Origin of the sequence: Sphingomonas sp. 3P27F8 (genome assembly GCF_005502745.1) — a bacterium.
GTDB lineage: Bacteria > Pseudomonadota > Alphaproteobacteria > Sphingomonadales > Sphingomonadaceae > Sphingomonas.
Window position 1 is genome coordinate 78190 of the sequence record NZ_SCNL01000014.1, and the last position, 20867, is coordinate 99056.

Sequence of the window (20867 nt, forward strand, 5' to 3'; positions counted from 1 at the left end):
ACGAGCTGCCGTCAGGGTTTGAGGATGAGGCGAATGACCTGCGCGACAGCCCCCAGCGCCAAAACGCTGGCCGCCCAGATTAAGACCATCCAGGCGAGCCGTCGACCGAGCGGTTTTTGCTCATCCATCAGTGATAGCCGTGGGCGCCGACCTTACCGCGGAACACCCAATAGGCCCACGCGGTATAGCCGAGAATGATCGGAATGATGATGGCCGCACCCGCCAGCATGAAGAGCTGGCTTTGCGGGGGAGCGGCTGCATCCCAGATCGTGACGGCGCGGGGAACGACATAGGGATAGATGCTGATCCCCAGCCCAACGAAACCGAGAAAGAACAGGCCAAGCGCCATAATGAAGGGCAGACGCTCCGCGCCGCGCTTCAGACTCCAGAAGAAGGTTGCAGCGCAGATTGCCACCAGCAGAGGAACCTGCGCGGTGAGAAGCACGCCGGGCATCGCAAACCAGCGTCGCCAATAGTCATAGGTCAGGAACGGCGTCGCCGCACTGACGGCGAAAAGCGCGAGTAGCGTCGCACCGCCGAGCCAAAATGCCAGTCGACGGGCGCGTTCCTGGCCCGGCCCTTCGGTTTTCCAGACCAGCCAGGCCGCGCCGAGAAGCGCATATCCGATTACGACTGCCGCGCCGGTCAAGAGGCTGAACGCGCTCAGCCAATCCAGCCATCCCCCGGCATAGGCATCGGCCTCGACCCGCACGCCTTGCAGGATCGCGCCCAGCGTGATCCCCTGCGAGAACGCCGCGAGAACGGACCCAAAGCTGAAGGCGACATCCCAGAAGGGACGATGGCGTGGATCTCGCCAACGAAACTCGAATGCCACCCCGCGGAACACGAGACCGAGCAACATCGCGATGATGAGCGGGTAGGTCGCGGGAAGGATGATGGCGTAGGCAAGGGGAAAGGCCGCGAAGAGACCGCCTCCGCCCAGCACCAGCCATGTTTCGTTGCCATCCCAGACCGGCGCGATCGAGTTCATCGCCTGATCGCGCTCCCCTCCGACCGAAAGGCTCGGGAAGAGGATGCCGATCCCCAGATCGAACCCGTCCATCACGACATAGGCGAAGACAGCAAAACCGATGATACCGGCCCAGATTATGGTGAGATCGAGGTGCTCCATGTTCATGCCTCCCGTCCGGTCGATGCCACGACGCCGCTCGCCGGCGTAATGCCCGCCGCGCGTTGCGGCACCTTGGACGGTTCCGGCTCACCGGCTGCGGGCGGCTTTGCCATCATCCGGAGCAGATAATAGGTGCCGGCCCCGAAGGCGCCGAAATAGACGAGGATGAAAGCGACGAGGGACGCCGCGACGGCGGGTGCGGCCAAGGGGGAATGGGACTCTGCGGTTCGCAGCAGGCCGTAAACGGTGAAGGGCTGTCGCCCAACCTCCGTCGTGACCCATCCTGCTATGACCGCGACGAAACCTGACGGACCAAGCGCGACAGCGGCGCGGTGAAGCCAGTGCCAGTCATAGAGCTTGCCGCGCCAGCGGGCGAGCAGGCTCCAAAGTCCCAGCCCCAGCATGGCGAGGCCCATCGCCACCATGATCCGAAACGACCAGAAGACGATCGGCGTGGGCGGCCAGCGATCGCGCGGGAAGTCGTTGAGGCCGGGGAGGGGCGCTTTGGGATCGTGCTTGAGGATAAGCGATCCCAGATAGGGGATTTCGACCTTGCCGTGGACCACCGCATCCTTGTTGCTCGGGAGGCCGAAAAGGATGAGCGAAGCGCCGTCGGGGCTGGCCTCATAATGACCTTCCATCGCGAGAACCTTCGCCGGCTGATGCTCCAGCGTGTTGAGGCCGTGCTGATCGCCCGCGAGAATCTGGATCGGAGCGACGAGCGCCGCCATCCACATCGCCATCGAGAACATCTTGCGCGCGCCGGGATTCGCGCGGTCGCGCAGAAGGTGCCATCCCCCGACCGCACCGACGACCATCGCCGTCGTCAGATAGGCCCCGATGACCGTGTGAACGAGGCGGTATGGAAAGCTCGCGTTGAAGATGATCGGAAGCCACGAACCTGCGGGCACGAACTGGCCCTTGGCATTGATCGCATAGCCTGCCGGCGTCTGCATCCAGCTATTCACGGAAATGATCCAGGTCGCCGAGATGAGCGTCCCGACGGCGACCATGCAGGTCGCGAAAAAGTGCGGCCCTTTGCCCACCTTGTTGATTCCGAACAGCATGACACCGAGGAAGCCCGCCTCAAGGAAGAACGCGGTGAGAACCTCATAGGCCATCAACGGGCCGATGACGGGGCCGGCTTTGGCCGAGAAGACCGACCAGTTCGTCCCAAACTGATAGGACATGACCACGCCCGAGACCACGCCCATGCCGAAGGCTACGGCGAAGATCTTGAGCCAATAGCGGTAGAGGTTGGCGTAAACGCCGCTCCCCGTTTTCAGCCACAACCCTTCAAGCACCATCAGGTAGCTTGCCGTGCCGATGGAGAAGGCCGGAAAAATGAAGTGGAAGGAGACCGTGAACGCGAATTGCGCGCGCGCCAGGATTACCGGATCGAGATTCGCAAGCACCAGATTTTCTCCCTGACTTTCGGCCTCCTCAACTGCGACCAGCGTTGTGGTGCTGCGGCGCGTGCTCGGCGAAAGGTGGAACAGCCTTGCGCACTTTAATACCATACTCCCCACCAGTATCAAGGGGGCAGGGAACCATAGATCAGCTCCTGATGTTTGGAGGGGGAAAGCGGGCCGTTGCAGCTATGAATCGGCAGAGGCCGTCGACGAGCCGCGACCCTTAATTCACAAGCGGCTTGAAACTCCCCCCCTGTATAGTATGTAGTGGTGATCTTTCAGGAAAGCGCGATGCCACATTCACCAGAGGACAAGAAGCGGGCCATCACACGCCTTCGCCGTATCAAAGGGCAGGCGGAAGCGCTGGAAAGGGCGATCGAGGCAGGTACGGACTGCGCACCCCTGCTCCAACAGATCGTGGCAATGCGGGGAGCGACCAACGGATTGATGGCGGAGGTGATGGAGAGCCATCTTAAAGAGACGTTCGGACCCTCAAGCAAGGCGATTGGGGGGCAGGACGGTGACTCTTACGATAATGACATGGAGGGGGTCATGAAGATATTGAGAACATATCTCAAATGAGCGCGGCCAAGATCATCCCGTATAGGTAATTATCTGGATATCTGATGCGTATGTATCGGTAATGTGGTGGTAATAATGAAGATACGACCAATCTTCGCTTGGTACGATTTGTGGGTTGGCGTTTTCATAGATCGTCCGAAGAGGCGGATATATATTTTTCCGGTTCCGTGTCTTGGATTGATGATTCAGCTTCAACACGCCGCCGCATCCTGACCGATCTATCTTCCAAGGGTCTCAGTGCAGGATTGCCGCCGCCATGCCCGAGCGAGTCGAGCGCAATTGCGAATTGTCGCTGCGCCGGATGCCGCAGGCAGATGGGATAGCATATGATCGTCAAGAATTTCGAATATCTCATAGCGCTCGATCGCGAGGGTCACTTCGGGCGGGCCGCCAAGAGCTGCAACGTGTCGCAGCCGACGCTTTCGGCGGGGATCAAGCAGCTAGAGGAAGATCTGGGCGTCGAGATCGTGCGGCATGGCCGGCGATATGACGGTCTCACATTGGAAGGCGGGACAGTGCTCGCCTGGGCCAAGAAGATCGAACGGGACTGTGACGGGCTGGAGAGTGACCTGTCGGCCCTCAAGCGAGGGCTGGAGGGCCTGTTCCGCTTGGGCATGGTATCAGGCACTTCGGCTGTCGGCGCGATCGTCAGCGCCGCTCTTGCGGATCAAATCCCCTTGCTGGGGCAAACCGTGACGGCGAGTGGCACTGCTTCGCTGTTGAGATCCTTGCTGGATCACGAAATGGACATGGCGCTGACCTATCTCGGCGAGGTTCCGAAGGACGAGTTCGAGACCCATCATCTCTACCGGGAACATACGACCCTGTTCCAGATGAGCAAAGAGCCGCAGCCCAAGCGAGTCGCGTGGGATCATGTCGTGAGCCTGCCGCTTTGCATTCTGGCAGGCGCGCTCCCCAGCGAGGCACAGTTGCAGCTCGCGCACTGCTCGGCCGCGACGATCAACACGGACACGATCGACATTCTGGCGGCGCATCTGGCCACAGGGCGTTACGCGGCAGTCTTGCCCCAATCGCTTGCGACCCGCCTCGCCCACATTCCAAACCTTCAGGCTTCAGCACTGACGGGTGCGGGCGCGCACGCAGATGTTGGATTCGTCAGCGTCAAGGGGGAGGCAAAGTCGCCGCCCTCGGCAGCCCTTCTTGAGCTGGTCCACACTCCCAAAGTCGTGTCTCCTTTGCAGGAAATCCTTGCATTGCATCGCCAATTTCAGCCTCGAAAGGGCTGAACCGGCAATGTTGCGGTGCGAAAAACGCTCATAGGAATTTCCTATCTCAAGATAGAAACTTCGAGTTTGCTGTCACATGCAGCCAAAGCCATTCTGCATGGACGATAATGAAGAGGTCTGGATCGCCAAAGGCGTATTGTGTTGATTTAATTCAGCGCAGCTCCTTTGGCGCGTCCGGTAGAAACTTCAACATTATTGAGGGGTGGCGGACGAGAGCTAGGAGATAATTCGATGGCTACCGGAAACAGGATCGTCACATTCGAGAAGCCGATGGAGATGAAGGTCAACACCTTCAAATTCCCGGAGCTGATTACGCCGCAGGGCAAGAAAGCCCCCCACGGCGCCATTCTCAAGATCGTCACCACCAACATCTGCGGCAGCGACCTTCACATCTACCGCGGTTCGTTCGAAGTCCCCAAGGGGATGACGATGGGCCACGAGATGACCGGCGAGGTGATCGAGGTCGGCTCCGACGTCGAATATATCAAGGTCGGCGATATCGTGTCCGTTCCCTTCAACGTCGGCTGCGGACGCTGCTACAACTGCAAGCACATGCGCTCGGACGTGTGCGAGCACACCAACCCCGAAGTCGATTGCGGCGCCTACGGCTTCAACCTGGGCGGATGGACCGGCGGTCAGGGGGATTACCTGTTCGTGCCCTATGCAGACTTCAATCTGCTGGCCTTCCCCGACAAGGACGCGGCCATGGCGAAGATCCGTGATCTGACGCTGCTTTCGGACGTGCTGCCGACCGCGTTCCACGGGTTCGCCGCGCCCGACTGGCCGGCGCAGCCTGCGTATATCGTCGGCGAGAACGTGCTGATCTTCGGCGCGGGGCCTGTCGGTCGCGCGGGCGCAGCCTGCGCGAAGCTCCTCGGTGCCGGCGCCATCATCGTCGCCGACTTCATTCAGGAGCGGCTCGATCTGCTCAAGCCGCACGGCGTCGAGACCATCAACCTGTCGGACGGCATTCCGATCGAGGATCATCTGGAACGGATCACCGGCAAGCGCGAGGCCGATCGCGTCATCGACTATGTGGGCCTCGACTGTCGCGGGTTCGGGGCGGAGTCCGACCAGATCGTCGAGAACGCCGTCACCAACGCGCTGCTGAAATATGTCCGCTTCGGTGGGATGACCAGCACGGTCGGCGTTTACTGCCCCAATCCGATCTCCAAGAATAGGGACAACAAGAAGGGCAGCATGGAAGTCGATTGGGCCAGTGGCTGGATCAAGTCGCCGCGGATGTCGGCAGGCCAGTCGCCGACGGCGAATTACAACCACGCCCTCATGCGGGCGATCCTGAACGATCGGATGCCCTATCTGACCCCGATGATGAACACGAAGATCATCAAGCTGGAGGATGCGCCGGCGGCCTACAAGGAGTTCGATGACGGATCGGCGTTCAAGTACGTCATCGATCCGCACGGCTCCGTAGCGGCCTGATCTTCTTCTAACCCGGAATATCCCCCGGTCATGACCGGGGGATATTCTGAGTCGTAGGGGGCGGACTGCTTTCCGCACGAACACCCCCTTCCGGCTTGTCGATCTAACTCCCCCCCGGATCGGCAAGCCGCCCCTTTCCGGAAACGCAGCATCAACGATCGCGCTGCGCTTTCCCAAGCCATGACGTCCTGTCAGGCGCCTCCATCCCTCAGTCGATATCCCTCTTGCATACTGGCTAGGAGTATATTAGACATACTCCCGCCAGTATGTGTTTGTCCGAGAGTCGCGCTTCGCCGGGCTTCACAACCGGCGGTCCGATTCAACCAACGAGGGAAATCAAAATGAAATCTCGCGCCGCCGTAGCCTTCGAGGCAGGCAAGCCGCTCGAAATCGTCGAGATCGATGTCGCACCGCCCCAGAAAGGCGAAGTGCTCATCAAGGTCACGCATACCGGGGTATGCCACACCGACGCTTTCACGCTGTCCGGCAACGATCCGGAGGGCATTTTCCCGGTCGTTCTCGGTCACGAGGGCGCGGGCATCGTCGTCGAGGTCGGCGAGGGCGTCACCAGCGTCAAGCCGGGCGATCACGTCATTCCGCTCTACACCGCCGAGTGCGGCAAGTGCGAGTTCTGTCTGTCCGGCAAGACCAACCTGTGCGTCGCGGTCCGCGAAACGCAGGGCAAGGGCCTGATGCCTGATGGCACCACGCGCTTCTCCTACAACGGCCAGCCCCTCTATCACTACATGGGCTGCTCGACGTTCAGCGAATACACCGTCGTCGCCGAAGTCTCGCTCGCCAAGATCAACCCGGAAGCGAACCCCGAGCATGTCTGCCTTCTGGGCTGCGGCGTCACCACCGGCATCGGCGCGGTCCACAACACCGCCAAGGTGCAGCCGGGTGACTCGGTTGCCGTGTTCGGTCTGGGCGGCATCGGTCTCGCCGCGATCCAGGGCGCGCGTCAGGCCAAGGCAGGCCGCATCATCGCGATCGACACCAACCCGACGAAGTTCGAGCTGGCACGTCAGTTCGGCGCGACCGACTGCATCAACCCCAAGGACTATGACAAGCCGATCCAGCAAGTGCTGATCGAGATGACCGGATGGGGCATCGACCACACGTTCGAGTGCATCGGCAACGTCCATGTCATGCGGGCCGCGCTGGAATCCGCGCATCGTGGCTGGGGCCAGTCGATCGTCATCGGCGTTGCCGGCGCGGGCCAGGAAATCTCCACCCGTCCGTTCCAGCTCGTCACGGGCCGCGTCTGGAAGGGGTCGGCCTTTGGCGGCGTCAAGGGGCGCACCCAGCTTCCCGGCATGGTCGAGGACGCCATGAAGGGCGAGATCGATCTGGCGCCCTTCGTCACCCACACCATGGGTCTCGATGAGATCAACGAGGCGTTCGACCTGATGCACGAAGGCAAGTCGATCCGCACCGTGATCCACTACTGATCCGACAGATTACGCCGTTTAGTTTCAAACACTAACCTCAAGGAAGAATATCATGGCTGACCCCGTTATCTCCGGCAACGGCGTGTTCTCGCACGTCTTCATCGGCGCTGCCGACGTCGAGCAGTCGTCGGCGTTCTATGACGCCGCTCTGGGCGCCCTGGGCGTCAAGAACCTCGGCCCCTTCGGCAATGGCTGGGTGCTGTACGGTCGCGACAAGCCCGCCTTCATCATTGCCCGTCCCGGCAATGGCGAAGCGCCCTCCAGCAACGGCGTGACGGTTGGCTTTGCCGCCGCGACGCCCGCCGAAGTGGACGCTTTCCACGCGGCCGGCCTCGCGGCCGGTGGCACCGACGAGGGCCAGCCCGGCCCGCGTGGCCATCTGCCGGGTGCCTATGCGGCCTATCTGCGTGATCCGGCGGGCAACAAGGTCTGCTCGTACACCTTCATCTGAAGCCGGAAGGTGAGGGCGATACCCGCAACCCTATGACTGGCTGTCGCCGGCGCTGAAACAGGCGCCGGCGCTTCCCCCCGCACAACAGCCAGCAAAAGGGCTCCTATCGCCACACCGTCCACCAACCGTCGAAGCAAGGAAACAAAAATGGAACGTGTCGAACATCACGCCAGCTTCGGCGGTTGGCAGGACGTCTATCAGCATGACTCGATCAGCCTCGGTTGTCCGATGAAGGTCGGCGTCTATCTGCCTCCCCAGGTGAAGGACGGTCGCGTGCCGGTGCTGTATTGGCTGTCCGGCCTGACCTGCACCGAGCAGAATTTCATCACCAAGGCTGTCGCGCAGCGTTTCGCGGCCGAGCACGGGATCATCCTCGTCGTGCCGGACACCAGCCCGCGAGGCGAAGGCGTGGCCGACGATCCCGGCTATGATCTGGGGCAGGGCGCCGGCTTCTACGTCAACGCGACGCAGGAACCTTGGGCCGCACACTACCGCATGTACGATTATGTCGTCGAGGAATTGCCGGCGCTGATCGAAGCCACATTCCCGGCCGATGATCGCCGGGCTATCGCGGGCCATTCCATGGGCGGGCATGGCGCCCTTGTTGCCGCCCTGCGCAACCCCGGACGCTATCGCAGCGTATCGGCCTTCTCGCCGATCGTAGCGCCGAGCCAGGTGCCTTGGGGCGAGCGTGCCTTCACGGCCTATCTGGGTGACGATCGCGAGGCGTGGAAGCAATATGACGCCATCGAACTTATCAAGGCCGCCCGCGAGCGTCTGCCGTTGCTCGTCCATCAGGGTCTGGATGACGAGTTTGTCGAGCGCGAGCTGCGCCCCGACTTGCTGGAGGCGGCGTGCAAGGCTGCCGAGCACCCGCTGACGCTCCATCGGCTGCCTGGATACGACCACAGCTATTATTTCATCGCGAGTTTCATCGGCGAACATATCGCCCACCATGCCGCGGCGTTGTCCCAATGACCGGGCCGTCACCTTCAACCATGCGCGAAATCGCGCCCAGCCATGAGCCGGCTCACGGCCGCCATCGCGTGGTGGTCGTGGGGGCGGGCTTCGGCGGCCTTGAAACCGTGCAGCGGCTCGCCGGGAGCGGCGTGGACATCACGCTCGTCGATCGCCGCAACCACCATCTCTTTCAGCCGCTGCTCTATCAGGTGGCGGGCGCCTCGCTGTCGCCATCGGAGATCGCATGGCCGATCCGTTCGCTCTTCGCCAAGCGGAAGGACGTGCGGACCCTGCTCGGCGAGGTTGAAGGTGTCGATACAGGCGGTCGGCGCGTCATTCTGGAGGACGGCTCGACGGTTGCCTATGACACGCTCGTCATCGCGACGGGCGCGCGGCACTCCTATTTCGGCCACGATCAATGGGAACCGTTTGCTCCCGGCCTGAAATCGCTGGAGGATGCAACCACCATTCGCCGGCGCCTTCTGGTCGCCTTCGAGGAAGCCGAGCGTGAGACGGACCCCGCGCGCCGTGCCGCTTTGCAGACCTTCGTCATCATCGGTGGTGGCCCGACCGGCGTGGAGCTGGCCGGCACGATCGCGGAGCTTGCCCGCCTGACGCTGGTGCGGGATTTCCGGTCGATCGACCCGCGTGCGACCCGCGTCGTGCTGATCGAAGCCGGGCAACGGCTCTTGCAGGCTTTCCCGGAAGACCTCTCCGCCTATACCCGGCAGGCGCTCGAAAAGCTCGGCGTCGAAATCAAGCTCGGCACGCCGGTCACGGAATGCTCCGCCGATGGCGTCGTCGTGGATGGGAAGCAGATTCCCGCCGAAACGATCCTGTGGGCAGCAGGCGTCCAGGCATCGCCCGCCGCGCATTGGCTGAACGCTGAAGCCGATCGCGCTGGCCGCGTGATTGTCGGACCGGACCTGACGGTGCCGGGTCATCGCGACATTTTCGTGATCGGCGACACCGCGGCCTCGAACGGGTTCGATGGCAAGCCTGTCCCCGGTCTTGCGCCGGCTGCGAAGCAGGCGGGTCAATATGTCGCCCGGCTTATCCGCCAGCGCCTGAAGGGGCAGAACGAGGTCGCGCCCTTCCATTACCGGCATCAGGGCAATTTGGCGACTATAGGCCGCAGCCTTGCCGTCGTCGACATGGGTCGGTTTAAGTTGCGCGGGGCCCTGGCGTGGTGGATGTGGAAGCTCATCCACATTTATTTCCTGATCGGGGCGCAGAACCGGCTTAGTGTGGCACTAAGCTGGCTGTGGACCCATGGCATAGGATATCGTGGCTCTCGGCTGATTACTTATGGCGATCTAGATCATCGCGACGTGGGGGAGAAGGATGACAAGGGGGGAAAGCCGATTGAGTGAAGCGGGCAGCGCTCCGAATGGCGGTTCGACTGTCTATGGTATGCCGACCTATGAAAATAGGCGGGTTGCCATCGACGAGGTACATGCGCGCCCATATCTCCTGATCGAGTCACCGCGCGCCCTGGTGCAGCTCGCCTTCATGAATGAAGGCAATCTGGCCAAGGATAAGGCGACGCTCGCGGAAATATCGAGCCGAATGGGCGCGTCGCTGCCCGATCAGAACTCCCCCCTTCATGGCCTGACCTGGGATCAGGGCAAATTGCATTGTGAGAAGCATACGGAGTTTTCGACCTACCTGTGGAGCGCGCCTGTTGATCCCGACACCGGGGATCTGGCGGGCGAAGACCCGTTCAAGCACGGCTTCACCCCGCCTGGGCCGGTCATTTGCGGCATCCGGTTGGACGTGGTGGCGTGGACGGAAGAGACCGCGACCTACATTGACCGCTTCGATCCGATCAGCCGCTGCCATTCGCTCGTCGAGGACGGCATGGCGGATATCGTTACCGATTTCCGTCAGGATGCAGATGGGCTGACCCGCATCCTCATCCTCGATCGCGGCCTGACGCCGATCCGGCTTGGCGCGCTGGCGCAGCGGCTCCTTGAAATCGAGACCTATCGGACGTTGGCCCTGCTCGGTATTCCCCTGACCCAATCGCTGGGTCCGCATCTACGCAATATAGAAAAGCGCCTCGCCGCGATCACGGATGAGATGCGCAAGTCGGCTCGGCGCAACAGCGAGGCGCTGCTTTCCAGATTGACGGATCTCTCGGCCGAGCTGGAGGCGGACACGGCGTCCAGCCTCTACCGCTTCGGCGCGAGCCGCGCTTATTACGAGATCGTCGAGGAACGGCTTGCCGCACTCGGCGAAACCTTCGTCCCCGGCTGCTATCGCTGGCGCAGCTTCCTGCATCGCAGGATCGCCCCCGCCATGCGGACCTGTCGCGTGATCGAGGAGCGGCAGGCCAATCTCTCGGACAAGCTGGCGCGCGCGACCACCTTGCTGCGATCCTGGATCGATGTGCAGCTCGAACGCCAGAATAGCGACCTGCTCGCCTCGATGAACAACCGGGCGAAGCTGCAATTGCAGCTTCAGCAGACGGTGGAGGGCCTGTCTGTCGCCGCAATCTCCTATTATGTGATCGGCCTGCTCTCCTATTTCATCAAGGGCATACCGGGCATTCACGACGCAGTGGCGCCTGAGCTGGTGATCGCAGCTTTGGTTCCCCTTGTCCTCCTTGGTGTCTGGTGGACCGTTCGGCGGATCAGGCACGCACACAAGGACCATGGACAGCCGCCCGCGAAGGGGCAGATGTGACCCGACAATCGTTTTTGGGCACGCTTGAGGCGTTCATGGCCTGGCCCTGGCAGGAGGATATCTGATGTCGACTGGCATATTCATTTTGCACTCCGACTATACCCCGGCGGGCGATCAGCCCGAAGCGATCGCGCGGCTCATATCCGGCATCGAGGAGGGGGCGCACCATCAGACCCTCAAGGGCATCACGGGGTCGGGCAAGACGTTCACGATGGCCAACGTGATCCATCGCCTGAAGCGTCCCACGCTGATCCTGGCCCCCAACAAGACGCTAACGTCGCAGCTCTATGACGAAATGCGGCGATTTTTCCCTGAAAACGCCGTGGAGTATTTCGTCTCCTACTACGACTATTTCCAGCCAGAGGTGTATTTGCCGGGCCGCGATGAGTTCATTCCGAAAGATTCCTCGATCAACGAGCATCTGGAACGGTTGCGCCTTTCGACGACAAAATCCCTGATTGAGCGCCGCGATACGATCGTCGTTGCCTCGGTATCGTCGATCTATGGCATGGGCGATCCCGACAATTATCGCGCGCTCCAGGTTCCGCTGACCGAGGGCGCGCGGTTGGGACAGGAAGAGCTTCTTCGCGGCCTGGCGCGTCTGCAATATGATCGGGCCGAGCACAAGCTGAAGCGCGGCACCTATCGCGCTGATGGCGACGCTGTTGAGGTTTACCCGGCGGATTCGGAATATAAGGCCCTGCGGGTCGGATTGGCGAACGGCCTGATCGCGTCCCTCCAGTGGTTCGATGCGGCGACCGGAAGGCAGCTAGAGAGCACCGATCACTATCTCGTATCGCCCAAGACCGTTCTGGCGGCGACCGCCGATCAGGCCCGCAAGGCCGCAACGGCGATCCTCGCAGAGATGGAGACGCAGGTCGAGCGGCTGACCAGCGAAAATCGCCTGACGGAAGCGGCGCGCCTCTATGATCGCATCACCAACGATGCCGAGATGTTGCGCGAGGTCGGATATTGCTCGGGCATGGAAAATTACGCCTGCTATCTGAGCGGCCGTGACCCAGCGCTCCCGCCCATAACCCTGCTCGACTATCTGCCCAAGGATGGGCTGCTGTTCGTCGACGAATCGCATGTGATGATCCCGCAGATCTCGGCGATGTTCCGGGGCGACCAGGCCCGCAAGGATACGCTGATCGATTATGGCTTCCGCCTGCCATCCTCGAAGGACAGCCACCCCTTGAGCTTCCACGAGTTCGAACAGGTCAAGCCGCAGACGATCTTCGTGTCCGCCACCCCCGGCGCCTATGAGGTAAGGGCCTCGCAAGGCAGGGTGGTCGAACAGATCGTTCGGCCGACCGGCCTGCTCGATCCGAAAGTGGAAATCCGCCCGTCCCAAGGCGCGCGGGATGATTTGCTACGCGAGATCGCGCAGCGCACGAAGCGCGATGAGCGCGTGCTGGTCACGACGCTGACCAAGGTCGCGACCGAGGAGCTGCACGCATTCCTCGAAAGCCAGGGCGTGCGCGCGCGCTACATGCACTCTGACGTCAAGGTCGAGGATCGGGTCGCGATCATCGAGGGCCTGCGCGCGGGCGAGTTCGACGTGCTGATCGGTATCAGCCTGCTACGCGAAGGGCTCGATATCCCCGAAGCGTCGCTGATCGCGATCTTCGATGCGGACCGCGCGGGCTTCCTGCGCTCGGCCCAGGCGCTGATCCAGATGATCGGCCGCGTCGCGCGCAACGTGAACGGCACCGCAGTTCTCTACGCCGATACCGTGACGCCGGCGATGAGGGCCGCGATCGACGAGACCGAGAGTCGGCGACAGCGCCAGATCGCCTTCAACGAAGAGAACGATGTCACCCCGCTCTCGTCGGTTCGCGGCCTGGCGTCGGCGCAGCCCGACCGGGAAGAGCCGTCGGTCCATTCGGAGGCTTTCTGCGAAAATCTGTACGAGCTGTGCGACCGGATCACCGCGAAGGAACAGGCGCTGCTGACGGCAGTAGATAACGATGACGAGGATCGGGCGGAGACGATCCGGGGCGAGTTGGACGGCCTGTACCGTCAGTTCATCTATCTGTGATGCGCCGAGTGAAAGTGACCGTATGAGCAAGGATCAGGAGCCTCAAACCACCCCCGGCAAGGAACGCGCGCCGCGCTCCGGCTTCGTTCAGGTACGCGGCGCGCGGCAGAACAATCTCAAGAATGTCGACGTGGACGTGCCGCGCGACGCCTTCGTGGTGTTCACCGGCATATCCGGATCGGGCAAATCGAGCCTCGCTTTCGGCACCCTCTATGCCGAGGCACAGCGCCGCTATCTGGAATCGGTCGCGCCCTACGCCCGCCGCCTGATCGATCAGGCCGGTGTGCCGGAGGTTGACGCTATCGACGGGTTGCCTCCCGCAGTCGCGTTGCAGCAGCAGCGCGGCTCGGCCAATGCGCGGTCCTCGGTTGGGAGCGTGACGACGCTCTCCAGCCTGGTACGGATGCTCTACTCGCGCGTCGGCGAATATCCGCGCAATCAGCCCATGCTCTATGCGGAGGACTTCTCGCCAAACACAGTCGCGGGCGCCTGCCCGACCTGCCACGGCATCGGGCGCGTCTATGACGCGACCGAAGAGACGATGGTGCCCGACGACACGCTGACGATCCGGGAACGCGCCATCGCCGCATGGCCGCCCGCGTGGCACGGCCAGAACCTGCGCGATATCCTCGTCTCGCTCGGCTATGATGTCGACACCCCATGGCGGGATCTTCCGAAGAAGGATCGCGACTGGATACTCTTCACCGACGAGACGCCGACGGTGCCGGTCTATGCGGGTCTGACGCCCGAGCAGACGCGCGTCGCCCTCAAGCGCCGCATGGAGCCGAGCTATCAGGGCACCTTCACCGGCGCCCGTCGCTATGTGCTGGAGACGTTCGCCAACACCAAAAGCGCGCTGATGAAGAAGCGCGTCTCGCAATATATCATAGGCCGCGATTGCCCGACCTGCGACGGCAAGCGGCTGAAGCGCGAGGCTCTGTCGGTGAAGTTCGCGGGCCTCGACATCGCCGAGTTTGGCGACCTGACGGTGCTGAAGCTCCGGGACTTGCTCACGCCTGTCGCGCATGGCGAGTATGGGGGCGCCGCGGCGGCCCCGAAGGGCCATGTTCTTGGCAAGGCGGCCCGCGATGCGGCAGTTGAACGCAGGGTCGCGGCGGGAGGCTCGGCGCACAAGGCAGCGCCCGACGTGCGCCGCACGCCCAACCTCTCCGATGAGAAGCGGGTCGCCGCGCAGCGTCTCGCATCCGAGCTGCTCGAACGGCTCGGCCCGCTGATCGATCTTGGCCTTGGCTACATCTCGCTCGACCGAAGCACGCCGACGCTTTCCTCCGGCGAGCTGCAACGCCTGCGCCTTGCCACTCAATTGTCCTCGCAGCTTTTCGGCGTGGTCTATGTGCTGGACGAGCCCTCGGCGGGGCTGCACCCGGCAGACGGCGAAGCTTTGCTCACCATCCTTGAGCGGCTGAAAGCGGCGGGCAACTCGCTGTTCGTCGTCGAGCATGATCTTGACGTGATCCGCCATGCCGAATGGCTGGTCGATGTAGGGCCAGGAGCAGGCGAAAAGGGCGGTGAAGTGCTCTACAGCGGGCCGATCGCGGGACTGGCCGACGTCGAGGCGTCGATCACGCGCCGCTATCTGTTCGCAGAGCCCGTCGCCCATGACCGGACCCCGCGCGAAGCAAAGGCTTGGCTCCGTCTAGAGGGGGTGACGCGCAACAACCTGCGCGGCCTCGACGTCGAGCTTCCGATCGGTTGCTTCACCGCTGTCACCGGGGTTTCGGGATCGGGCAAGTCCAGTCTGGTCAGCCAGGCGCTGCCGGAGCTTGTCGCGGAACAGCTCGGCGGCTCGCCGGCTGCCGAGGAAGAGGATGCCGATCCGCTGCTTGATGTTGCGCAGGAAGAGACCGAAGGCCGCATCGTTGCGGGCATGGAGCATGTGCGCAGACTGGTGCGGGTCGATCAGAAGCCGATCGGCCGCACCCCACGCTCGAACCTCTCCACCTACAGCGGCCTGTTCGATCATGTGCGCAAGATCTTTGCCGGCACTCCGTTGGCCAAGAAGCGCCGTTACAGCCCCGGCCGCTTCTCGTTCAACGTCGCCGAAGGCCGCTGCCCGGTATGTGAGGGCGAGGGGTTCGTGATGGTGGAGCTGCTGTTCCTGCCAAGCGTCTATGCGCCGTGCTCGACCTGCCACGGCAGCCGCTACAACCCGCAAACGCTCGAAGTCGAATGGAACGGCCGCAACATCGCCCAGGTGCTGGAGCTGACGGTGGACGAGGCGTGCGACTTCTTCGCGGGTGAGGCGTCCGTCATGCGCTCGCTGGATGTGCTGCGGGAGATCGGCCTTGGATATCTGAGGCTCGGGCAGCCGGCGACGGAACTGTCGGGCGGCGAGGCGCAGCGCATCAAGCTTGCGACCGAGCTGCAACGCGCCCAGCGCGGCAACACCATCTACATCCTCGACGAGCCTACTTCGGGGCTTCACCCGTCCGACGCGGACCGGCTGATGCGGCACCTGCAGGGCCTTGTCGACGTGGGCAATACGGTTGTTGTCGTCGAGCATGACATGCGCGCCATCGCACAGGTGGATTGGGTCATCGATCTCGGACCGGGAGCCGGGGAGGAAGGTGGCCTAATCATCGCCAGCGGCGTCCCTAGCGACGTTGCAGAGGCGGAAGGCAGTCTGACCGCGCCCTATCTCAAGGCGGCGCTTTAGCCGCCTCTTGGGTGTGTGCCATAACGATGGGCCGGGTCCGGCCATAGGAGACGAGCTTGCCTTCCACTGTCGCTCAGGATGTTACCGCACGTTCCCAGGCCGTCGATGCCCGGCTCACTCGTGCAGCCATCTTCCTCGTGGTGTCGATGGGCGCGGGTGCAAAGCCCGAGATGGCGGTGCGAAATCTCTGCGCAATCCTTTCCTCGCTGGTGCGTGGCGTCGGCTTTAGGGCAGCGGATGGAGGGCTTTCCTGCATCATGGGGATCGGCTCCGATGCCTGGGACCGACTGTTCGGGGCACCGCGGCCGAAGGAGCTGCATCCGTTCCGGGAAATTCATGGCGTCCATCATGCGCCTTGGACACCCGGCGACCTGCTGTTCCACATTCGCGCCGCACGGCAGGACCTGTGCTTCGAGATGGCCGCGCAGATCGTGAAGCGCCTCGCCGGCGTCGCCTCGGTCACGGACGAGGTGCATGGCTTCCGCTACTTCGATGATCGCGACTTACTGGGCTTCGTCGATGGGACGGAAAACCCCGTCGAGCAGGGGGCGAGAGATGCCACGGTGATCGGGGCGGCGGACGATCCGGTCTTCGCTGGCGGCAGCTATGTGATCGTCCAGAAATACCTCCATGACCTCGACAAGTGGAACGCGATTCCCGTCGAGCAACAGGAGAAGATCGTCGGGCGCGAGAAACTGTCGGACATCGAGCTGGACGAGGCAGCGAAGCCGAGCTTCGCGCACAACGTCCTCACCAACATCGAGGAGGACGGCGAGCAACTCCAGATCCTGCGCGACAACATGCCGTTCGGCGATGTCGGCAAGGGGGAGTTCGGCACCTATTTCATCGGTTACGCCCGCTCACCCACGCGGATCGAGCGGATGCTCGACAATATGTTCATCGGCCTGCCGCCCGGCAACTACGATCGCCTGCTCGATGTCAGCCGGGCCGTGACCGGCTCGCTCTATTTCGTGCCGTCGGCCGACTTTCTGGACGCCGTGACGCCGGGGCCGCCTGCGGCCGATGGCGACGATAGCAATGGCGATGAAGCGGTGGCTGCGCCGGCACCCACGGCTCCGACCCCGGAGGCTCCAACGGCATTGGACGGATCGCTCCGCATTGGATCACTCAAAGACGAGGCCGGACATGAATAACCTCCATCGCGAACTCGCCCCGATCTCAGACGCCGCCTGGGCACAGATCGAACAAGAGGCGACCCGAACCCTCAAGCGCTATCTGGCCGCGCGCCGCGTCGTGGACGTGCCGGACCCGAAGGGGGCTACGCTCGCGGCCGTGGGCACGGGCCACACCAAGCCGATCGATGCGCCGAGCGATGGCGTCCAGGCCGTGCGGCGTGCGGCCAATGCCGTAGTCGAACTGCGCGTGCCCTTCACGCTGACCCGCGCTGCGATCGACGATGTGGAGCGTGGCTCCGAAGATTCCGACTGGCAGCCGCTCAAGGAAGCTGCCCGCACGATCGCCTTTGCCGAAAATCGTGCGATCTTTGATGGCTATGCCGCTGCCGATATCGGCGGCATCCGTCCCGGCGCGAGCAACGAGCCGGTGCCGCTGCCCACGGCCGTCGCCGGATATCCCGCCATCGTCGCCCAAGCCGTCGACCGGTTGCGCCTTGCCGGGGTCGAGGGGCCTTATCGACTGGTGCTGGGCGATGATCCGTTCACCGCGATCAGCGGCGGCAGCGAGGAGGGCTATCCGGTGCTCCAGCACATCAATCGTCTGGTGGATGGCGATATCATCTGGGCGCCGGGCATCACGGGCGGCGTCGTCCTGACAACACGGGGCGGCGATTTCGAACTCGATCTCGGACAGGACTTGTCGATTGGCTATCTCAGCCACACCGCCGAGGTGGTTGAGCTGTACCTGCAAGAGAGCTTCACCTTCCGGCTGCTGACGAGCGAGGCGGCTGTTTCGCTCCCGACAGCGGAAGCGTCGGCGCAGCCGGCGTGAAGGCGTTGCCGGTTGCGCCGCCCCCACGCGGGCCGCAGCGAGGGGTGGGACGATGATAAGTCTCGTCGGTTGGCTCGCCACGATCGCGACGATGATCGCGGCGATGATGACGGCTTCCAACCTGGGCGCGCGCGTGACGGGCTGGGGCTTCGTGGTGTTCAGCATCAGCTCGGTTTGCTGGACCACATTGGGCTACGCCACAGGACAGACAGCCTTGGTTGCCACCAATGGATTCCTGATGCTGACGAACCTCGTCGGTATCTGGCGATGGTTGGGGCAGCAGACCAAATATGAGGATGGCGGCCGATCGGCCGAAACAGCCAGCCAAAGATCCGATACGCCGAACCTGTTCACCGCGACCGGCCTGATCGGCATGGCGGTTGATGACAAGAGCGGGATGAATCTGGGCCGGGTTGTCGAGGCCCTGATCGAATGTTCGACCGGCAGGATAAACTATGTGGTGATCTCGGACGAGCGATATGCCGGTCTTGAAGAGACATTGCGAGCGGTGCCGCTCGAATCCCTCAGGATCGGCTACACGCGCATGACGCTGTTGCTGGACGGCCCGAGCTTCCTGTCACAGCCCGGCCTCAAAAGTCGTGACTGGCCCGCCTTCGCTCCGATCAATCCCTAGCAAGCGATCGCTCAAACCAATTGGAGCGCGCGATCATGATCTTGACCGGGGCCAAGAAAGCGCAGGATCAGGATACGGTGGGCTTCTGGCCGGTAGAGGATGCCATAGCGGCGATAGGAACGGCGACGGATACCGTAGCGCTCATAGCGAGGCACCAGAGGATAGCCCTGGGGCAGATCGGCAAGGCGACGGGCCGCCTCACGCAATTCCTCGACAAAGCTGATGGCTCTCGCGGGATTGTCCTTTTCGATATGTTCGGCGATGTGATCGAGGTCGGCCAGCGCATCCGGCGTCAGGATGACTTTCATTGCGGCTGAGCGCTTGCCCGTGTCCGAATCCTGTCGATGATAGCATCGCAGGCGTCGTCGAGGTCGTGGGTGCGCCCCGCCTCCGCATCGGCAAGGCCGCGTTCGATCGAGGCGTCAAGATCATGCAGCCACCGTTCGACATCCTGCGTCTCACCCTGATCGCGCCGAATGAGATCGCGAACATAATCACTCACGCTGGCATAATGCCCGCTGTCGATGCGGCGCTGGACGTAATCCCGCATGGGGTCTGGAAGGGAGACGTTCATCGAAGCCATAAATCACCTCACTACCATTATGGCAAAAACTGCCATTGGTTTCAAGGCGCCTGCCTCTCTTGTGCAGCCGTTCCCCCTTCGGGTCATCCCACCGGCGAGGGCAAGATCACATAACGCTAAGCGACCTTTGCCTCGCCCACCATAACAATATGTTGGAAAAGCTTGCTGGTGCGTTCCCCGGCAGGGGCGGCCATGGCGGCGGCGATCGCGGCTTGGTTCAAGCGGTGGTGGGTCGGGGCCGTGCCGCCGCCTCCGGATTGCGGCCCAGGACCATGAGCAGGCGGGGCCGAGCCAGGGGCGCCATTATCATCCGCCTCGGCCGCGGCGATCACCCGCAGGCTGTTTATCGGTGCGGTGGGGTCGGGTCGAATGTTCGGCATTTGCGGTGCGGGGATCTTGGTCAGTGCGACCATGGCCTTCTCCGTATAATAGCGGATTTTCTTGCCATAGACGGGCGGGATGCCGAGGCGCAGGACGATCATGTCCTTTTCGGGGAGCTGCATCAGCTCTTGAGGAAGCATCAGGGGCCGGCGCTGATCGGATTCCGATACCGAGCCGCCCCCACGGCCCCACATGCCGAAGGAGCGCGATTTGGCGCGAAACGTATAAGTGCCAAGCCGCTCGGAAATATCCTTCGCATCATCGTTGGTCGCGGGGCGCATGACCATCTGGACGCCGCAGTTGGATTCAATCTCCGTGGCGACTTTCGGCCCATAGACGTTCTCGAGCTGCGCTCCGCTCTGGATGACGGGGAGGAGGCGAATGCCATAGCCGGCGACGTAGCTGAAGCCATTGGCGATCACCGATGCGCGGCCGAGGCGCGAGAACTCGTCCAGCAAGAGCAGCAAGCGGACCTGGTGCTTGTTACCCGAGGGCAACTCGCGGACATTGAGGTCAATGAGCTGCTGGAAAAGCAGGCCATAGATCGGTGCCACGCGATCCAGATCATCCGGCGAGACGCCGAGATAGAGCGAGATCCGCTTGTCGCGGAACTCGCGCAGATCGAAATCGCTGACAGCCGTTGCCGCATCGACATAGGGGTTCAGCCACAGATTGATCTTGGCGGTGACGGACTGGCGGGTTGACGTGAAGGTATTGGCCGAGGCCATGATCCAATCCCGCAGCGCCGACACGCACGCACCTGATAGCGGTTTGCCCTCCCGCTCGCGCTGCGAGATGATTTTGGGAAATCGCTTCTGTGCATCGCCGGCGGCGAATTGGCGGTAGATTTCGCCGATGGTGAAGGGGAGCGCATCGTCGCCATCATCCGCCGTGGCGGCGACATAGGCCGCGACACCGAGAAACGCCGTCCTTGCGCTTTCCGCCCAAAACGTCTCGCCCTGCAGGGGCAGGGGAAAAAGCATGACGCTGATTTTTTGCAGCTCGTTGACGACTTCGACCTGATCGCGTCGATTGATGTAGGCGAGCGGGTTGTAGCGGCATGTGCGACCGTGGGCATCGAGCGGGTTGAACAAGAGGGTTTGCTTGTCCGCCGTCAGCACCAATGGCACAGATTTGAGGTTGTGATTTAAGGAGGATCTGGGCTTCGTCGTAGTGACGAAGGAACGAAGATGAAGCCCAGATCCTCCAATGTAAAA

At 62.6% G+C, this 20867-nt stretch carries 19 protein-coding genes; 13 read left to right on the plus strand and 6 right to left on the minus strand.

All coding sequences use genetic code 11. From position 1 onward, the window contains the following. Window positions 1–11: 11 nt before the first annotated feature. Genes FFS35_RS15715 through FFS35_RS15725 form a run of 3 tightly spaced genes read right to left on the minus strand, consistent with a single transcriptional unit; the run spans window position 12 to window position 2547 of the window. Window positions 12–128 carry a DUF2474 domain-containing protein gene (locus FFS35_RS15715; RefSeq protein WP_082824896.1) on the minus strand — a complete coding sequence of 39 codons (117 nt, stop codon included), beginning with the start codon at window positions 126–128 and terminating at the stop codon, window positions 12–14. Further along, window positions 128–1132 carry a cytochrome d ubiquinol oxidase subunit II gene (gene cydB / locus FFS35_RS15720; RefSeq protein WP_062126541.1) on the minus strand — a complete coding sequence of 335 codons (1005 nt, stop codon included), beginning with the start codon at window positions 1130–1132 and terminating at the stop codon, window positions 128–130. The genes FFS35_RS15715 and cydB overlap by 1 nt, the downstream gene beginning before the upstream one ends. 2 nt (window positions 1133–1134) lie before the next feature. Further along, window positions 1135–2547 carry a cytochrome ubiquinol oxidase subunit I gene (locus FFS35_RS15725; RefSeq protein ID WP_062126544.1) on the minus strand — a complete coding sequence of 471 codons (1413 nt, stop codon included), beginning with the start codon at window positions 2545–2547 and terminating at the stop codon, window positions 1135–1137. Between the two features lie 288 nt (window positions 2548–2835). Between FFS35_RS15725 and FFS35_RS15730 the strand changes: the two genes are divergently transcribed. From FFS35_RS15730 to FFS35_RS15790, 13 genes are all read left to right on the plus strand, one after another. After that, window positions 2836–3126 (plus strand): metal/formaldehyde-sensitive transcriptional repressor, encoded by a 291-nt coding sequence (locus FFS35_RS15730; protein ID WP_062126547.1) that lies wholly within the window; start codon window positions 2836–2838, stop codon window positions 3124–3126. Window positions 3127–3452: 326 nt separating this feature from the next. Next, window positions 3453–4373: a LysR family transcriptional regulator gene (locus FFS35_RS15735; protein WP_062126550.1), complete on the plus strand. Its 921-nt coding sequence runs from the start codon at window positions 3453–3455 to the stop codon at window positions 4371–4373. A gap of 231 nt (window positions 4374–4604) precedes the next feature. Continuing rightward, window positions 4605–5816: a glutathione-independent formaldehyde dehydrogenase gene (locus FFS35_RS15740; RefSeq protein WP_020486678.1), complete on the plus strand. Its 1212-nt coding sequence runs from the start codon at window positions 4605–4607 to the stop codon at window positions 5814–5816. Window positions 5817–6157: 341 nt separating this feature from the next. Continuing rightward, entirely contained in the window at window positions 6158–7267 is a 1110-nt protein-coding gene (locus tag FFS35_RS15745; protein ID WP_017980840.1) for an S-(hydroxymethyl)glutathione dehydrogenase/class III alcohol dehydrogenase, read from the plus strand. Between the two features lie 52 nt (window positions 7268–7319). Beyond that, complete coding sequence (locus tag FFS35_RS15750) at window positions 7320–7718, plus strand: VOC family protein (protein WP_062126553.1); 399 nt, start codon at window positions 7320–7322, stop codon at window positions 7716–7718. Between the two features lie 147 nt (window positions 7719–7865). After that, window positions 7866–8696, plus strand: coding sequence for an S-formylglutathione hydrolase (gene fghA / locus FFS35_RS15755; RefSeq protein WP_062126555.1), 831 nt, complete (start codon window positions 7866–7868; stop codon window positions 8694–8696). Continuing rightward, on the plus strand, window positions 8693–10051 hold the full coding sequence (locus tag FFS35_RS15760) for an NAD(P)/FAD-dependent oxidoreductase (protein ID WP_237237782.1): 1359 nt from the start codon (window positions 8693–8695) through the stop codon (window positions 10049–10051). Before fghA ends, FFS35_RS15760 begins: the two co-directional genes overlap by 4 nt. 40 nt (window positions 10052–10091) lie before the next feature. After that, window positions 10092–11366, plus strand: coding sequence for a DUF3422 family protein (locus FFS35_RS15765; RefSeq protein ID WP_082824897.1), 1275 nt, complete (start codon window positions 10092–10094; stop codon window positions 11364–11366). Window positions 11367–11430: 64 nt separating this feature from the next. After that, window positions 11431–13407 (plus strand): excinuclease ABC subunit UvrB, encoded by a 1977-nt coding sequence (gene uvrB / locus FFS35_RS15770; protein WP_062126562.1) that lies wholly within the window; start codon window positions 11431–11433, stop codon window positions 13405–13407. A 22-nt stretch (window positions 13408–13429) separates the two neighbouring features. Then, window positions 13430–16084: an excinuclease ABC subunit UvrA gene (locus FFS35_RS15775; protein ID WP_126014096.1), complete on the plus strand. Its 2655-nt coding sequence runs from the start codon at window positions 13430–13432 to the stop codon at window positions 16082–16084. Between the two features lie 56 nt (window positions 16085–16140). Further along, window positions 16141–17238, plus strand: a complete 1098-nt coding sequence (locus FFS35_RS15780; protein ID WP_137787968.1) for a Dyp-type peroxidase — start codon at window positions 16141–16143, stop codon at window positions 17236–17238. After that, a complete protein-coding gene (locus FFS35_RS15785; protein WP_062127258.1) occupies window positions 17231–18052 on the plus strand; it encodes a family 1 encapsulin nanocompartment shell protein in 822 nt (273 codons plus the stop codon). Before FFS35_RS15780 ends, FFS35_RS15785 begins: the two co-directional genes overlap by 8 nt. 52 nt (window positions 18053–18104) lie before the next feature. Further along, window positions 18105–18686: a PRC-barrel domain-containing protein gene (locus tag FFS35_RS15790; protein WP_062127261.1), complete on the plus strand. Its 582-nt coding sequence runs from the start codon at window positions 18105–18107 to the stop codon at window positions 18684–18686. Between the two features lie 11 nt (window positions 18687–18697). Here FFS35_RS15790 and FFS35_RS15795 read toward each other — a convergent pair whose 3' ends face one another. The 3 genes from FFS35_RS15795 to FFS35_RS15805 all read right to left on the minus strand — a co-directional run. Continuing rightward, window positions 18698–18994 (minus strand): type II toxin-antitoxin system RelE/ParE family toxin, encoded by a 297-nt coding sequence (locus FFS35_RS15795; RefSeq protein ID WP_021233331.1) that lies wholly within the window; start codon window positions 18992–18994, stop codon window positions 18698–18700. Beyond that, window positions 18991–19269, minus strand: a complete 279-nt coding sequence (locus FFS35_RS15800) for a type II toxin-antitoxin system ParD family antitoxin (RefSeq protein WP_021233332.1) — start codon at window positions 19267–19269, stop codon at window positions 18991–18993. Before FFS35_RS15800 ends, FFS35_RS15795 begins: the two co-directional genes overlap by 4 nt. 116 nt (window positions 19270–19385) lie before the next feature. Then, on the minus strand, window positions 19386–20867 hold a 1482-nt coding region (locus FFS35_RS15805; protein ID WP_249341688.1), incomplete at its 5' end, for a type IV secretory system conjugative DNA transfer family protein.

Bases quoted from the DNA above. Each gene is read 5' to 3' on its own strand.
- uvrB (WP_062126562.1), top strand. From the start codon at position 11,431: ATGTCGACTGGCATATTCATTTTGCACTCCGACTATACCCCGGCGGGC.
- FFS35_RS15785 (WP_062127258.1), top strand. From the start codon at position 17,231: ATGAATAACCTCCATCGCGAACTCGCCCCGATCTCAGACGCCGCCTGG.
- FFS35_RS15715 (WP_082824896.1), bottom strand. From the start codon at position 128: ATGGATGAGCAAAAACCGCTCGGTCGACGGCTCGCCTGGATGGTCTTA.
- FFS35_RS15765 (WP_082824897.1), top strand. From the start codon at position 10,092: ATGCCGACCTATGAAAATAGGCGGGTTGCCATCGACGAGGTACATGCG.
- FFS35_RS15740 (WP_020486678.1), top strand. From the start codon at position 4,605: ATGGCTACCGGAAACAGGATCGTCACATTCGAGAAGCCGATGGAGATG.
- FFS35_RS15790 (WP_062127261.1), top strand. From the start codon at position 18,105: ATGATAAGTCTCGTCGGTTGGCTCGCCACGATCGCGACGATGATCGCG.
- cydB (WP_062126541.1), bottom strand. From the start codon at position 1,132: ATGGAGCACCTCGATCTCACCATAATCTGGGCCGGTATCATCGGTTTT.
- FFS35_RS15800 (WP_021233332.1), bottom strand. From the start codon at position 19,269: ATGGCTTCGATGAACGTCTCCCTTCCAGACCCCATGCGGGATTACGTC.
- FFS35_RS15750 (WP_062126553.1), top strand. From the start codon at position 7,320: ATGGCTGACCCCGTTATCTCCGGCAACGGCGTGTTCTCGCACGTCTTC.
- fghA (WP_062126555.1), top strand. From the start codon at position 7,866: ATGGAACGTGTCGAACATCACGCCAGCTTCGGCGGTTGGCAGGACGTC.
- FFS35_RS15735 (WP_062126550.1), top strand. From the start codon at position 3,453: ATGATCGTCAAGAATTTCGAATATCTCATAGCGCTCGATCGCGAGGGT.
- FFS35_RS15760 (WP_237237782.1), top strand. From the start codon at position 8,693: ATGACCGGGCCGTCACCTTCAACCATGCGCGAAATCGCGCCCAGCCAT.
- FFS35_RS15745 (WP_017980840.1), top strand. From the start codon at position 6,158: ATGAAATCTCGCGCCGCCGTAGCCTTCGAGGCAGGCAAGCCGCTCGAA.
- FFS35_RS15730 (WP_062126547.1), top strand. From the start codon at position 2,836: ATGCCACATTCACCAGAGGACAAGAAGCGGGCCATCACACGCCTTCGC.
- FFS35_RS15775 (WP_126014096.1), top strand. From the start codon at position 13,430: ATGAGCAAGGATCAGGAGCCTCAAACCACCCCCGGCAAGGAACGCGCG.
- FFS35_RS15795 (WP_021233331.1), bottom strand. From the start codon at position 18,994: ATGAAAGTCATCCTGACGCCGGATGCGCTGGCCGACCTCGATCACATC.